General features: G+C 68.7%; 10 protein-coding genes and 1 pseudogene. 6 read left to right on the forward strand and 5 right to left on the reverse strand.

Features of this window, described 5'->3' with window-relative positions; translation table 11 throughout:
* Positions 1–10: 10 nt before the first annotated feature.
* From ABZS54_RS16280 to ABZS54_RS16295, 4 genes are all read left to right on the forward strand, one after another.
* A complete protein-coding gene (locus tag ABZS54_RS16280) occupies positions 11–964 on the forward strand; it encodes a phytanoyl-CoA dioxygenase family protein (protein ID WP_355535395.1) in 954 nt (317 codons plus the stop codon).
* Between the two features lie 79 nt (positions 965–1,043).
* Positions 1,044–1,979, forward strand: coding sequence for an ABC transporter ATP-binding protein (locus ABZS54_RS16285; RefSeq protein WP_355535398.1), 936 nt, complete (start codon positions 1,044–1,046; stop codon positions 1,977–1,979).
* 19 nt (positions 1,980–1,998) lie between these two features.
* Positions 1,999–2,769, forward strand: a complete 771-nt coding sequence (locus ABZS54_RS16290; RefSeq protein ID WP_355535401.1) for an ABC transporter permease — start codon at positions 1,999–2,001, stop codon at positions 2,767–2,769.
* A gap of 52 nt (positions 2,770–2,821) precedes the next feature.
* Complete coding sequence (locus tag ABZS54_RS16295) at positions 2,822–4,351, forward strand: glycine hydroxymethyltransferase (RefSeq protein ID WP_355535404.1); 1,530 nt, start codon at positions 2,822–2,824, stop codon at positions 4,349–4,351.
* Between the two features lie 123 nt (positions 4,352–4,474).
* On the opposite strand, the gene ABZS54_RS16300 is transcribed toward ABZS54_RS16295, so the two are convergent.
* Positions 4,475–4,747, reverse strand: a complete 273-nt coding sequence (locus tag ABZS54_RS16300; protein WP_355535407.1) for a hypothetical protein — start codon at positions 4,745–4,747, stop codon at positions 4,475–4,477.
* A 118-nt stretch (positions 4,748–4,865) separates the two neighbouring features.
* On the opposite strand from ABZS54_RS16300, the gene ABZS54_RS16305 reads away from it, so the two are divergent.
* Both ABZS54_RS16305 and ABZS54_RS16310 read left to right on the forward strand, forming a co-directional pair.
* Positions 4,866–6,563, forward strand: a complete 1,698-nt coding sequence (locus tag ABZS54_RS16305) for a nucleotidyl transferase AbiEii/AbiGii toxin family protein (RefSeq protein WP_355535421.1) — start codon at positions 4,866–4,868, stop codon at positions 6,561–6,563.
* Positions 6,564–7,333: 770 nt separating this feature from the next.
* Positions 7,334–7,624, forward strand: coding sequence for a hypothetical protein (locus ABZS54_RS16310; RefSeq protein ID WP_355535409.1), 291 nt, complete (start codon positions 7,334–7,336; stop codon positions 7,622–7,624).
* A 450-nt stretch (positions 7,625–8,074) separates the two neighbouring features.
* Here the strand turns inward: ABZS54_RS16310 and ABZS54_RS16315 are convergent, their stop codons facing one another.
* The 4 genes and pseudogenes from ABZS54_RS16315 to ABZS54_RS16330 form a co-directional block, all read right to left on the reverse strand.
* Complete coding sequence (locus tag ABZS54_RS16315; RefSeq protein ID WP_355535412.1) at positions 8,075–8,602, reverse strand: hypothetical protein; 528 nt, start codon at positions 8,600–8,602, stop codon at positions 8,075–8,077.
* A 227-nt stretch (positions 8,603–8,829) separates the two neighbouring features.
* On the reverse strand, positions 8,830–10,872 hold the full coding sequence (locus ABZS54_RS16320; RefSeq protein ID WP_355535415.1) for a pentapeptide repeat-containing protein: 2,043 nt from the start codon (positions 10,870–10,872) through the stop codon (positions 8,830–8,832).
* Between the two features lie 245 nt (positions 10,873–11,117).
* Entirely contained in the window at positions 11,118–11,861 is a 744-nt protein-coding gene (locus tag ABZS54_RS16325; RefSeq protein ID WP_355535418.1) for a helicase associated domain-containing protein, read from the reverse strand.
* Between the two features lie 100 nt (positions 11,862–11,961).
* Positions 11,962–13,845 (reverse strand): annotated as a pseudogene (locus tag ABZS54_RS16330) (DEAD/DEAH box helicase family protein); the annotation flags it as partial.
* Positions 13,846–14,710 lie beyond the last annotated feature (865 nt).

Consider the following 14,710-nt stretch of genomic DNA (forward strand, 5'->3'; position numbering starts at 1 on the left):
GCGACAACCGATGACCCAGGCAATCAGCGACACACATCTCGCCGAGTACCACAAACATGGCTACACCGTCGTCGAGCGGTTCTTCTCCGGCGACCAGCTCACACGCTGCCGCGACGAGATCGAGCAGCTCCTGGCCGTCTCCGAACCGGACGAGCGGTCGCACGTCGAACACACCTTTCCCCTCGGAGTCGCCAGCGTCATGAGCCGGTCCTTCAAAGGGATCAGCGCGGTCGACAAGGACATCCACACGGACGCGCTCAACGCCACGTTCGTCGACGAGCACCTACTGGACTTCGCACGCCAGGTGATCGGCGTCGAGCACCCGCTGATGGTCTTCGGCTACCTCAGGGCCAAATACCCCGGCGGAGCCTTCGACCAGCCGCTGCACCGCGACATTGACAACACCTATGTCGTCCCACGCGAAGACCCCAGGCACCACCACCTCCAGGCATTCGTGTACTGGGACGACGTCACCGAGGAGCTCGGCCCGACCACGGTCGTCTCGGAAGCCGCGGGCAAGGGGGCCCCGCCCGTCCTGGGACGCGACCGCGACCACCTCTCCCGGTTCTTCGGCGCACGGCCGTTCGACGACAACGCCCTCAGGCCCGATCTCTACGATGCCGAGCACAAGGTGCTGGTGCCGGCAGGCTCGGTCCTCCTGTACTCGATGAACACCCTCCACCGCGGCACCCATTTCGCCGCACCGCACGGTCGGCGTGCGGTGACGCACATGGCCTTCCGCAACCCCGCCAACAACTGGCAGGGAATCGACGGATACGGCCGCCGCACATTCGATCCCCTCATGGTCCGCTTCCTGACGGGAGCGACACCGCAGCAGCGCACCGCGATCGGCTTCCCGAGCGTGGACTCCGACTACTGGACGGCCGAGACACTCCTCGGCGTGGCCGAGCGGTACCCGGAGATGGACATGAGTCCGTACCGCACCGCTCCCAGTCCGGCATGATGCCGCGTCCCGGCCGCCCGACACACACAGCGCCGCCAAGCACCGCGCCCCTGCCGCCCCTAGAGAAAGACGGTCCACGATGAACGGCCGCCTCGCGCCTAAAACCACAGGCGACCCGGGCCAGCCGATCTTCCGATGCCGAGGACTCCGCCACGCCTTCGGCGACAAGGAGGTCCTGCGCGGCATCGACCTGGAGATCGAACCCGGCGAGTGCTTCGGTCTGCTGGGTCCGAACGGCGCCGGCAAGACCACACTGACCAGAATCGCCTCAGGCGTGCTGCGACTCCAGGCCGGCGAAATCCAGGTCCGCGGACGCACCATGACCCGGACCGAGCGCCAGTCCTGCAAAGAGCTCATCGGCGTCGTGCCGCAAGGCAACACCATCGACACCGGGCTCACCGTCGAGGCGCTGCTGACCGTACACGCGGGCTACTACCGCATCACAAGGTCCACGGCCCGGACGCGAGCGGTCGAACTACTCGCACGCGTGGGACTGGACACCCGCAACGCCGACCTCGCCGACCGGCTCTCCGGAGGCCAGCAGCGGCGCCTCCTCCTCGCCCGCGCCCTGGTCTCCGACCCCGCGTTCCTCATCATGGACGAACCCACCGCCGCGCTGGACCCCGGCTCACGCCTCCAGGTCTGGGACGTCATCCTGGGCGCCAAGGCCGACGGGCGCGGCATGCTGCTGACAACGCACTCCATGGAAGAGGCCGAGCGGCTGTGCGACCGCATCGGCCTGATCTTCGAAGGCCGGCTCGTCGCCTGCGGCACCCCGGCGAACCTCCTCAAGGAGCATCTCAGCCCATACGTCCTCGACGTCAACGGCGTGACGCCGCCGGACGACGGCGACTTCGTCGTCACGCCGGGCGGCTTCCGGTCCTTCCACGACAGCGAAGCGAGTCTGGACGCGGCGGTGGCGCGAGTCGCCACGGTGGGATCCGAAGTCTCCTACCAGCGGCGGCCGCCGACCCTGGAAGACCTGTTCCTGAAGCTGACCGGCAGTCAGCTCTGACCCGACGTCTGAGGGTGTCATGCAAATCGCTTACGCAAGCAGGCTGTACATACGGAACGTCGAGAACTTCCGTCGCTTCTGGTACGAGAGCGTCCTCCCACAGGTCTTCGAACCGATCCTCTACCTGGGGGCGATGGGCTGGGGTGTCGGCCAGATCGTCGACGACGGAAGCCTGAACGGTCAGTCGTACGTCGAGTTCATCGTGCCCGGCGTGGCGGCCGCGGCCGCGATGGGTGGCGCGGTATTCGAGTCCACCTACTTCGCCTTCTACAAGCTGCGCGGGTCCCGGATCTACGAGTCGATCCTTGCCACCCCGCTGGAGACCCGGGACATCGGTGCGGCCGAACTCGCCTGGGCCACCACCCGCGGCTTCATCCAAGGCCTCTTCGTGATCCTCGTGGCGGCTCTGACCGGCGTCGTCGACACCTGGCGGGCGGTGCTCTGGCTCCCCGTGATCGCCCTGGTGGCACTCCTGTTCTCGGGGCTCGGATTCGCCTGCGTCGCGCAGATCCGCCGAGGCGAGACACTCACGCTCATCCAGCGCTTCGTGGTCACACCCCTGTTCCTGTTCTCAGGCGTGTTCTTCCCCATCGCCAAAGTGTCGGACGCCGGCGCGGTGATTGCGAACATCTCGCCCGTCTACCATGCAGTTGAAGTGGAACGCGCCACAGCGCGCGGCGACTTCGATGCGGCGGCCGCCCTCCACCTAGGGGTGCTGACCGCGTTCGCGTGCGCGTGCTGCTACATCGGCCTGCGCCGATTCAGCAACGCCCTTATCGACGGCGACTGACCCCGGCTCCACGCGGCACCCACCCCACCCCAGCCTGAGAGGCACGATCACCATGCACGACCAGCCGACTTCGTTGCTCGAACGCTACCTCGGGCAGGAGCGCACGGGCGGCCTCGACCCCGCCGCGGTCGCCGTCATCGCTTCGCTGGACCACCTGCGGCAGGCCTCCCCGGTGATCGCCTCCGGAATCGCCCGCGAACTACAGAGCCAGCGCACGAACCTGAAGCTGATCGCGTCCGAGAACTACAGCTCGCTCAGCGTCCAGCTCGCGCAGGGGAACCTGCTGACCGACAAGTACGCGGAAGGCGTCCCGGGCCACCGTTTCTACGCCGGGTGCGACAACGTTGACGACATCGAAGCCGAAGCCGCCCGGCTCGCGTGCGAGTTGTTCGGCGCCGACCACGCGTATGTGCAGCCGCACTCCGGCGCGGACGCGAACCTCGTCGCGTTCCACGCCATCCTCCACCAGCGTGTGGAGCGCCCGTTCCTGGAGAAGGCGGGCGTGAGCGACGTCGCCAAGCTCGGCGACGACGACTGGGCGGAACTGCGCCGTCAACTCGGCAGCCAGCGCCTCCTCGGCCTCGACTACTACTCCGGCGGACACCTCACCCACGGCTATCGGCACAACGCCTCCGCCCGGCTCTTCGAGGCGCACTCGTACGCGGTGGACCCGGAGACCAAGAGGCTCGACATGGCCGAGGTCCGCGAGCGAGCGCACGCGGTGAAACCCCTGGTCCTGCTGGCCGGCTACAGCGCCTATAGCCGCCGGATCGACTTCGCGCAGATGCGCGCGATCGCCGACGAGGTCGGCGCCGTGTTCATGGTGGACATGGCCCACTTCGCCGGGCTGGTCGCCGGCAAGGCGTTCACCGGCGACCACGACCCGGTGCGGCACGCACACGTGGTCACCTCCACCACCCACAAGACTCTCCGCGGCCCCCGCGGAGGCCTCGTGCTCTGCACCCAGGAGTTCGCCGAGTCCGTCGACAAGGGCTGCCCCGCGGTCCTCGGCGGCCCGCTTCCTCACGCCATCGCGGCCAAGGCCGTCGCCTTCCAGGAAGCGCTGTCCGCCGATTTCGCCGACTATGCGGCGGCGGTCGTCCGCAACGCGCAGGCCCTCGCGTCCGCCCTCGTGGACCGCGGGGCCAGCGTCCTGACCGGCGGCACCGACAACCACCTCGTGTTGGTCGACGTCGCCGCGTCCTGGGGCCTGACCGGCCGTCAGGCGGAGTCGGCGCTGCGCGAATGCGGGATCACCCTCAACCGCAACTCGCTGCCGTTCGACGTCAACGGCCCCTGGTACACCAGCGGGCTCCGCCTCGGCACCCCGGCCCTGACCACCCTGGGTATGGGTCCCGCTGAGATGGCCGAGATCGCCGACATCCTCTGCACCGTCCTCGCGGCCGTACACCCGCGTCCGCTGCCCAGCGACCCCACCGCCACCAGCAAGGCCAAGTACGACCTTGCCGACGACACGGCGCAGGCCGCCCGCAAGCGAGTTTCGGAGCTTCTCGGCGCCTACCCGCTGTATCCGTCCCTGGATGCCGACCTCATCGCCGAAGTTGCGGTGGCCCGAGGCTGACAGAAGCCCAACGGGCCCGGTCGACGTGGCGGCGTCCGTCAAACCAGCCGTCCTTTGACCGAGTCCAAAGGGGCCCGCAGTCAGACCGGAGCCGCCCTGGCAAACCAGGGCGGCTCCGTATGTTCAGGCGATGGCCAAGCCGTTGGCCAGTGCGAGGGCATCCGTGGGCCGGGCGTCGGCGAGGTAGACGCCCATCTTGTCCTTGTCGTCGCCGACCGACGTTAAGAGAGCGGCGGTGTACTCGGCGGGGAAGTTCGCCTTGAGGTACGCGGTCCAATAGGAGACCAGCCCGTAGCCGAATCCCGAAAATCTTGGCAGATCCGCCAAGCGATCTAAGTCACAATCGCGACCGCCGAAGGTGGAGACCGCCGTGCCCTGGTGGTCCAGCTGTCCCATGCGCGCCTGGCGAGGAGTAGGCCCCGATGCTCGGGCAGCTCGGCGAGCGGCCCGGACCCCGGCGCGTCGAAGCCGCGGGCTAGGTTCCGCCCCGAATCAGAACAACCACCTGTATGGCATGGGGGCGGGGCGTGAGCGACGGCATCGTGTGGCTGGTGGACATCAGGAGCCGCATGTCCAGCGTGATCTTCGCGCGCGGGATCACCCCTCACGACCTCCAACGCGTCGCCACCGCGACCGAGGGCGGCCGAGAGGAAGCCCACGCGGCCCTCCTGAAGCCCGCGGCCGTCGACCTGGGCGACCACCTGTCCTACGTGCCCGACAAGACCAACGACCACGGTGCCGAACCCGGGGGCATCGACCAAACCTTCTTCGTCTACCTCGGCACGACCAAGGTGGACACCGTGCACGTCGACCTCGTCGTCCGCCGCAACATCACCGCAGTCCCCGAAACCGTCCGGCTCGAACCCCGACCGCTCCTGGACTGGCCCCTCGACTGGCCCATGGTCAAGCTCTACCCCTCGTGGACCACATCGCCGACAAGATCTGCGCCATCCACGAATGGCGAGAGACGACCCCATCAAACCGCTTCCGCGACCTGGCCGACGTCCTCCTCATCAGCCAACGCGAGTCCCTGGACGCCGCCGCGTGCCACCACGCACTCCACACCGAGGCCGCGCTGCGACGAGCGCGCCACCCTCGCGATCGAGTACGACACCGGGACCGAGCGCCTGGCCCGACTCGTGGACAAGATCGGCGCCTACGACACCCTGCTGGACGCCTGGAAGCGCGGCATGGACACATACGTGGCACAAGACCTGTTCGGCACCGAACACCCCGTCGTCCTCTTCGTGTTCACCTCGCCGCGCCGCGAGATCGAGGCCCGCGCCGCCCTGAACCGCACCCACACCACCGTCCCCATCGCCACCGGCGTCCGCCCACCCCACACCTCACCCGCACAACCCCTGTGGCTGCCCCTGGGCGCCCGACCCCCACGCCTGCGCCCGGCGCAGCTACACACGGCCGCGACGACACCGCCCACACCCACACCCGACACGGCGCCCGGCCGACCCCGACCCACCACGACCCCGACAACCGACGCCTGGCTCGAGGACGACCAGGACGAACCCTGGTAGACACCACACCCGCACAACCGCACCACATCCGCACACCGCGCCACCGGCACCCGCACGCCGCCGCTGCGCCGCGTGGTCGGTTGCCGTGCGGCGACGATCGGTGCCGTCGTCGGCGCGTGTACGTACGTGAACCGGACGAACCGTGCGGACAAGGGTGGATCAGCCATCAAAACCGGCTGAAAGGCGCGAACGATCCCGGACAAGGGGTTGTCGACCCACGGGTCGCCACCCCTTGTCCGGGATCGGCCCCACCCGCCGGCGAGTCGTATCCGCGCTGGTCACAGCCCTGGTCCAGACGGCGGACAAGGGGGTCGGCAGGCCGCGCGACGTCCCGTCCGGCCGCACCCCGGCAACCCCCACCCCCGCGGCGACACCCCGGACTGTGGTCACGCCTACCGCCGCGTGTCCACCACCGCCCGGGGCACCCACCCGAACCCGTGCCTGGCCGAACACCGGCCGGGCCCGTCGTGCATCAGGTCCCGCCTCGGGTCCCCGCTCAGGTCCCCGCTCGGGTCCCGCCTCAGGTCCCGCCTCGGGTCCCCGCTCAGGTCCCGTCGGGCGGGTGGAGCAATCGAGGAAAACGCCTGGTCACCCGCCCCGGACAAGGGCCGAAGAACAGCCGACTACTTCCACACAGGGGGGTGTCGCCGTATCCGCCCCTGCGCCCGGAGCCTCCGTGAACAGCCACCGGCCGGGCCCGGGGCGGGCGGGAAGGCGGCCGGCCCGGCCGTGGGCGAGGTTGCCTTTCCTGTTGCTTTTCGTATTGCTCTTCCTGTTGCTCTTCCTGTTGCTTTTCGGGTTGCTTTTCGTGTTGCTTTGGCATCGGACGCCGACCGATCGTTTTCCCTGGTCACGGCCCCGTCAGGTCTCGATCGGAGCGCTGACTACTTCCCTGGGGACCCCTCTCTCCGGTCGGAGGCCCCGCGTCGTGGAGTCCTCGCCACCGCCCGAGGTCCGGCCCAAGCACACCCGCCGGCGGCGTTGCGGCGGCCGGCCCCGGGTGATGTCGGCCGACGAGGCACCTCACGCCGGGGCCGAGATGTGAAAGCCGCGTGCGGCTGGCCCCGACCGACCGCCGGGGCTGGCCGCACGCGGAGGTTGTTACTCGGGTCGTTTCGATGGCGACGACCAGACCGGGAAAACGCCTGGCCACCCGGTCCGGACAAGGGCCGAAGAACAGCCGACTACTTCTCCAGGGGACCCTCGCCCGCGAAGGGAGGCCCGCAACAGGCACGTCCTCGCCCGTCCCGAGGCCCAGCCGGGTCACCGCTGCGCCGGCGGTGCGGCGGCGATGCCGAACCGGCCGGGGCCGGCTGTCCCCGCCACCTCGGCCGGCGGGCGGGCGGGGGAGTTCCCCGCTGCCGACCGGGCGGTGGCCGGCGGGAAGATCCTCTTCTCCTTGTCGGCGGCGCGGAGTACCGTTCCCGATCCTTGATCTTTGGGAGGTCCCATGTGGGTCATCCGCGAATGGACCAACGACGACGGCCACAACGTCAGGTCCGTCATGACACAAGAGATCGCCGCGCGATCCGACGAGGAACCCCGCGCGATGCACCGCCACCTCGAACCCCTCGCACAACGCCCGCCCGACCCCGCGATGGACCCGATCAACCGCGTCCTCAACGCCAACATCGACGCCTTCGTCCTGGAACGCCTCGAAGAACTCCACACCCCGGCCGACACGTCGGACTCAACGACCTCGTCCCCGGACTCCTGCGCCAGGACCCGGCCCCGCGGTTGATCGCGACGATGGACCGCCTGTTCGACCGGGAGATCGACGAACTCGCCGCCCGCATCCGCAGAGGCGAGGCGGGATGACCCGTCCACGTGGCGCCGGCCCTCCACCCCCCCGGCCAGCACCCGTGAGACGAACAACGGCTCCGACCACATGCGTGGTCGGAGCCGCTGCCTTGTTCCCGTCGCGGGGCACATCCCACCGACAGATGAACGTGTGGACCCCGCGAAGAGCACGTGACCCACAGTGACGCCAACCCCGCCCGGCGCGTGGGGACTTCACCCAATGCGAACGCGCCCGCTCGAAAGTGTCGTTGGCAACGAGAGTGTCAGCAGACTTGGCCACGAGATGTGTTAGCAGGGTCAGCGTTTGACGCGGCATCGGATGGCGAGGACGGCGAGGACCAGGAGGACGGGTTCGAGGAAGCGCGACGGAGCTCGCGCCTCGACTGCGGTGCTATCCGACGGTCTTGCGGACCCATTCGCGGCTGCGGCCAGCGTGGTGGGCGATGGTGACCTGGGGCATGTTCATGCGGGCGGCGCTGGTCACCACCCTGGCCAGCCGCTGCCTGGCGTTGGTGACGGCGAGCTGGGCGCTGGCGGCCTTGGCCTCGTGCTCTTTCTTCTCCGCTTCGAATCTGCGGATGTCCTCCGCGATTTCGGTGATGAGGTCGCCGGTGGCCTGCCACTGGCTGTCCAGTCCGATGGCGGAGGTGGCGGTGGGGACGCCCTGAGGGACGGCCTGGTCCCAGACGAAAACCTGGTACAGCGGCATGGCCTTGGTGCCGTCGTCATGCTCCAGGTACGCGCGGTAGGTCGTGTCCAGGACATCGGAGGCGACTTGCCGGGCGTCGAGCGACTCGGCGCCGGGTCGGAGGAATGCGGGGCCGGCGGTGCTGACCACTGGGGACGTGTGCCAAGTGGCGCCCTGGTCATCGCTGATCTGCACGGTGAAGCAGAACGTAGTCACGTGCGCGTATTCCAATCGCTCAGTTTGCTTTGATGCCAACTCTAGTGTGTCTGTTGGCATCTGCGCCAAGAATTGCGAACTTCCCTTCCGAGGGGTCCAGTCAAGGGGAGCCCAGAACGGGCCGGACAGTCACGGACCCATCGCGGACACCGTCGCTCCTGGTGTCGCGTACAGCCTCCGCATTTCACTGTTGTCAGACGTGAATTTGTCGGTCCGTTGGCCACAGGCAGATGTCAGTGATTTCAGCGTTTGACGCGGCTTCGGATGGCGAGGACGGCGAGGGCGAGGAGGACGGGTTCGAGGAAGCGGGACGTCATCTCGATGTAAGCCCCTGTGGTGGTCAGGTTCTGGCCGGAGGAGCGGAAGACTACGGAGTTCAGGACGACTCGGGTGGCTTTCTCCGCTCGTTTCCCGGTCAGTCTCGTGAGGGGTTGTCCGGTGAGGGCGGGATCGGGGTTGTCGAGGGTGAGTTGCATGTCTTGTCCGACGGCTGCCTGTTTGCCGGTGATTTGGGGCTTGGGGTCGGTGTTGGGCAGTCCCCAGAGCATCATCGCGAGGATGGTGGTGGTCATCGCGAGGCCGAGCCAGGTGAGGGCGCGGGAGGCGCGGAGGCCGTAGCCGGACAGGGCCCAGTAGGCGGTGAGGAGTCCGCGTTCGGCGCGGGTGGTGTCGTGGCGGTCATGGCGGCGCATCTCCATTTCGGCGTAGTAGAAGTCGGCTGCGCCGGGTTCGTTCTTTCCATCCTCGAAGGCTTTGCGCAAGGCTCGGTACACCGGGGCGAGGTCGTCGGGGCCCGGGGTTAGCGCCGGGTCGGGGTGGTGGGGGCCAGGTGTCCAGTCGCGGTCCGTGAGGGCGGTCGGATGGACGTGTGGAGTCTGGGCTGCGCGCCAGTGGTGTTCCTCGGCCAGGACCCGGCGCCGGGTCCACCGCAGGGGGAGTACACCCTGTCGATGGATGCCGGCGGGCGTGTTCCGGAAGATCGTGCGTCCCTCGAGGCGGAGCTGGTCAAGGTGGAACGCCCCGGTAAATACACACTCGGACAGGTCGATGTCGGTCAGGACCAGGTGCGCGGCGTCGACGCCGCGCAGCGACGCGACGCGGACGCCCGGGGTGGTGCCCGGCAGTGCGCTCTCGTCCACGACATCCGGGCCCCATGGGAAGACGGTGGGGTGGGCGGTGACGGCGATGGGTTGAGTGACGACGACCTCGGTCAGGTCGAGGTCGGCGTGGCGCAGGCGCAGGATCGCGGTCGCGTCCCACCGGGTGCGCTCGCAACGTACGCGTGTGGCAGCGGCCTCGATTACCACCGGCACGCCGAACACCGCCTGGGACAGCCCGAGTTCCCCGACGCACACGAAGGGCCCCAACATCGCTGCGGAGTGGAATCTCACGCCGTCGAACCCGGCATCGGCGGAGAAAGTCGCGTTGTCGAACCGGGCGTCGGCGGAGAACGTCGCGTTGTCGAACCCGGTGTGGGCGCAGAACGTCGCGTTGTCGAACCAGGCGTCGGCGGAGAACGTCGCGTTGTTGAACTGAGCGGTCGCGGAGAACGTCGCCAAGCTGAACCAGGCGTCGGCGGAGAAAGTCGCCTTGTCGAACCGTGTGTCGGCGAAGAACGCCACCCGGCCGAACCGTGTGTCGGCGGAGAACGTAGCGCGGCTGAAACCGGCGTCGGCGGAGAACGTCGCGCCGTGGAACCGGGCGGTCGAGGAGAACGTCGCGTTGTCGAACCAGGCGTCGGCAAAGAACGTCGCTCCGCCGAACTCGGCGTGGGCGGAGAACGTAGTGCTGTGGAACCCGGTGAAGCCGGAGAACGTCGCCCGGTCGAACCGTGTGTCGGCGGAGAACGTAGCGCGGTTGAAACCGGCGTCGGCGGAGAACGTCGCCCGGCCGAACCGTGTGTCGGCGGAGAACGTAGCGCGGTTGAAGTCGGCGGCGGCGGAGAACGTCACGTTGTCGAACGTGGCTTCGGCGGAGAACGTCGCGCCATGGAACCGCGCGATACCGAAATGAGGGTGGGCGGTGGCGGGGTCTCGGAGGGCGTCGAGAAGAGCGGGCAGGAGGGTGCCGTCGAATGTGGTGCCGCGGTGGTCGACGTCGTCGCCGGAGCTCAGGCTCGCGAGGTACGTGATGCGGTCGGCGGGGTCGAGGTGGGCGAGGCAGCGTGTGTGCCCAGTGACCTGGATGCCTTGGCAGCCGACTGGATCGGTCGGGCTCGCGCCCTCTGCGCAGTGCAGCCACGACGGGGGTGTGTATGAGGGTGAGGGTGCCGGAGGCGACGTCATGCCCTCGGGACGCCCCGATGCAAGCCCACGGTTGCCCGGCACCTTCCGAATTCACTGACGCTTCGGCGACCAACTCTAGCGTTGGTTAGCCAATTCCGCTGACAGTATCCAACAACAGATTGAGCGAAACTGCCGCCCGGCCCCGGATCCGACTCTCACACCTGGCCGAGGCGCGCGGAGTTCCTTCCGACGGGAACGCCGCGCGTTCGGTCGCATGTGACACCGAACCCGACATCCGCCCGTTCTCACGTCCAGCGCATGTCGAGTGTGTCCAACGCCGCGATCCGCTCTGCGGGGAGTTTCGGTCGTCGGTTCCTGGTGGTGGTGATCCACACCCCCAACCTCACGTCCTCGCGCCATCCGTCGAATGCGGTGACGGTTTCGACGTGTCCGCGGGGGACTTCGAGGTGTCCGATCCGTTCCCGGTAGGCGGTTGCCGCGCTGAGCGCGATTTCGAACGCCTGCTCGCGACTCCGCCTCGGTTTCGGGCCGCTCGGCTCCGCGGCCTCTTCGGCCGCCGGCCCCGCCGCGACGGTGGTCTCTGCCGCCCGGGGCGGCGTCAGCCCCAACGCCTCCAGCGCCGCCCGCTGTTGCTCATTGAGCTTGTCCCAGCCGGCTTTTTGCCTGGCGACCCATCGTCCGATGGCCTCGCCGCGGTGGACGGCGTCGAGGGCGACGTCGTCGAGCCGGGCCCGGTCGCCGCGCGCGGCCAGGTACTCGCTGGCGTAGGTGAGGCGTCGTTGCCAGGACACGGGCCAGTGCGGCGGGTTCCACGGTTCGCCCTCGACGAGCGCGTCGAGGGCCTGGGTCCGTGCGGTGTCGAGGCCGGTCTTGCGGTCCTGGGTCCGTTTGGTCTCCAGCCACTTGCCGATGGGGAAGCCCTCGATCACCGCGTCGCCGGGGGCGGCGAGGGTGGCGTGTTCGCGGGCGTATTGGCGCGCTATGGCCAGCCCGTCCTCCCATGCCTGGTCGAGGAGGGACCACACCATTCCCAACTCGTTCAGTTTCTGGATCTGCTTGGTGTTCAAGCGCCCTGCGGTATTCCCTGCGCTGTTCGGAAATCCAGCCGCCGAGCGGAAACTTCACGCCGTGGTGGTCGACGTCGACGCCGTCGAGCGGGACGCGCAGGTCGGGATGCGCGCGGCGGTAGCGCTCGGCCGCCCGCAGCCCGCGCAGCCAGTTTCGCGACTGCGGATCGACCACGCGCATCTCGACAAAGCGGGCGATCTCGACGGGGTCACGGCGGCTGGAGAACCGCAGGATCGGCCGCCACTCCTCCCGCTCGTCCTCGCCGTCCCGGTCGTCGTCGGCACCGCCGGCGGCGTCGTCCTGGTCCGGCTCGTCGGGGCCGCGTTCGCTCTGGGGTGTGCCGTTGACCTGGGGCACGGCCAGGATGTCGACGATGTCCGCGTCGTGGGCCCGCAGCGCCTGAAGCACGCGCTGGAGCGGTCGCCAGCTCGGCGACACGAGCATGTCGTCCCGGTGCTCACCGGCCTGCAAGAAGATCGGGACCACGATCGTGGCGATCTTGTCCCCGCGCACGGACGGCCGGACCGCGCGCCCGACGGCCTGGACGATTTCGACGATGCTGCCTTTGGGGTCCAGGATCGCGACGGTGTCGATTTCGGGCACGTCCACGCCCTCGCCCAGGACGCGGCAATTCGAGACGAAGGATCGGTCGACGACGACGCCGTTCGTGTCGACGCCGGCGCCGAAACGGCCCAGGACGTGCCGCCGATGTCCGGGGTCGTGCTCGCCGGAGAGCCAGTCGGCGGACATGGTCCAGGCGTAGGTGTCCAGGTCGTTCGCGCGCAGCCTCTTCAGGGCCTTGGGCAGCCCCTTTGCGAAGGCTTCGGCCTCGATGGTGCGGAAATGAAAACTGAGGATCCGGCGCAGGTCGTGCTCGGCTGCGGTCTTGAGCAGCGCGGTCTGCAACGCGGCCAGCCGCTTGCCCCGGTATGCCTCTTTGGCCTCGGGCTGGGCGGTGTGCTTGTTCAGCTTGCTGCCGCTCTGGGCGGCGGCGGCCTGGACCTCCTCGTCGCGGATCTCGACGACGAAGATCCTGAAGGGTGCTACCAGTCCCCTGGTCACTGCCGTCCCGAGGGGGAGGTTGAACGCCACCCTGCCGTACAAACGATGATCATCCATGGACGCGGCCAGCCCGGCCGGGAGCGGCTGGTACGCGTCCCGGGCGTGCTCGTCCTCCTCGAGCTCGTCGGCGAGCTCCAGGTCCGCCTCGTCCCACGCGTCGTCCTCGTCCTCGTCGTCCGAGGGGTCCAGCTCGGGGACGGGCGGCTCGGCGGCGAGTGCGGCGTACGCGCTGGTCATCGACGGCTCCCAGATTCGTGGCGTTGCCGTCAGGTACAGGCGTCGCGCCGCGGGGAGGCGTCGGTTGTCGTGGATCGCCGCCCAGGATTTCCCCAGCGCACCGGATGTGCGGTGCGCCTCGTCGACGACCACGAGCGAAAACGGGCTCGGGGGCTCCAGGCCGTAGACGCCCTCCTGAGCCTCCAGCAGGACCCCGAGCGACGCGTAGGTGCCGAACACGGTGACGTGCCGCTGACGGCCTGTCCAGAGGGCGTACTGAGGCGGGCTGGTGGTGGTCCGGACCCCCGCCGCGTCCAGCGTCGGGTCGCCTCGGAGGGAGCATACGGCGACCATCGGCCCTGTGCGGCCTGCGCGTCGCCAGGCGGTCACGGTCTGGGTCAGGAGGTCGAGGGTGGGGACGAGGACCAGGACGCGGCCGCGGGGTGCGAGGCGGGCGGTTGTGGCGGCGGCGATGACGGTTTTTCCGGTGCCGGTGGCGGCGATGATTTGTGTGCGGAGTCCGCCCCAGGGTCCGGTGCCGGCGCGGAGCTCGGCGAGGGCGTCGTCCTCCGGGGGCGCGGCGAGTTCGAGGACGCCGCCCTGGACGGCTTCTTTCTGGTGTTCGCGGAGTTTGATTCCGGCTTTGGTTCGCGCCGTGTTTCCCATGGTGGGGTGTCCTTTCCCGAGTTCATAAACCGGTGTGGTGTTCGGTGTTTACCGATATGGATTTCACGTGTTTTCCGTCGGATTCCCGGTTTCTTTATGCGAGTTCGGGTGGCGACCGGGGTTGTGTCGGTCGGGTGTGGTGTGGGTGTGTGGTTGGGTGTCGGGTCGGGGCGCGGGGGGGTGTCGTGTCGTTGGGGTCGAGGTGTGCTCCGGGCCCTGCCCGGCACCTGCCGGGCAGGGCCCGACGGTGGTGTTCCGTAGGGGCGTTGTGGCTGTTCAGGGCCCCTGTATGCATCTTCGGTGCACCCTTCGTGCAGCCTGGTTCGTTGGGCTCCCGGGCGGGCCGCCGGCCCGGTTTCGGTGGCCGGTTCGGCGTCGGTGGGGCTCGTGATTTTCGCCCCGTGTCCGATGGGTTGTTGTCTAAGGTATCGGATGGCGTCGGAGTGGGTTGGTGTGTCATTATGGAGTATGGCAGTCATCGGGGGAGCGGGTGGGCGGAACGTACTTCTGACGGCTAGTCAGGTTTCTCTGACGGCACGTCAGATATTTGTGACGGATCGTCAGATTCGTTGCCCGGCCACGCCTCAGCCCTCCACTTCGCACCGCAACCCCTGTTCAGCGGCCTACAGTCCGGCTTGCTGCCGGCGGTTTCGGACTCCCGCGCAGCGGGTGTCCTGGGCTCGGCGCGCAGCGTCGAGCCTGCCTTCCATCTGTTCGGCGCGCAGCGTCGGACAGGGTTTTGACGGCCGCGCAGCGGCTGTCCCTCCAGCCGGCGCAGCGCGCCGGCTTGTCGCTCGTTCGCCGCGCGAGCGGCTCTTCACACTGCCGCGCAACGGCATCGTGGGCATCATCGGTCCGAACGGCG

The organism is Embleya sp. NPDC005575 (genome assembly GCF_040605455.1).
Lineage (GTDB): Bacteria > Actinomycetota > Actinomycetes > Streptomycetales > Streptomycetaceae > Embleya.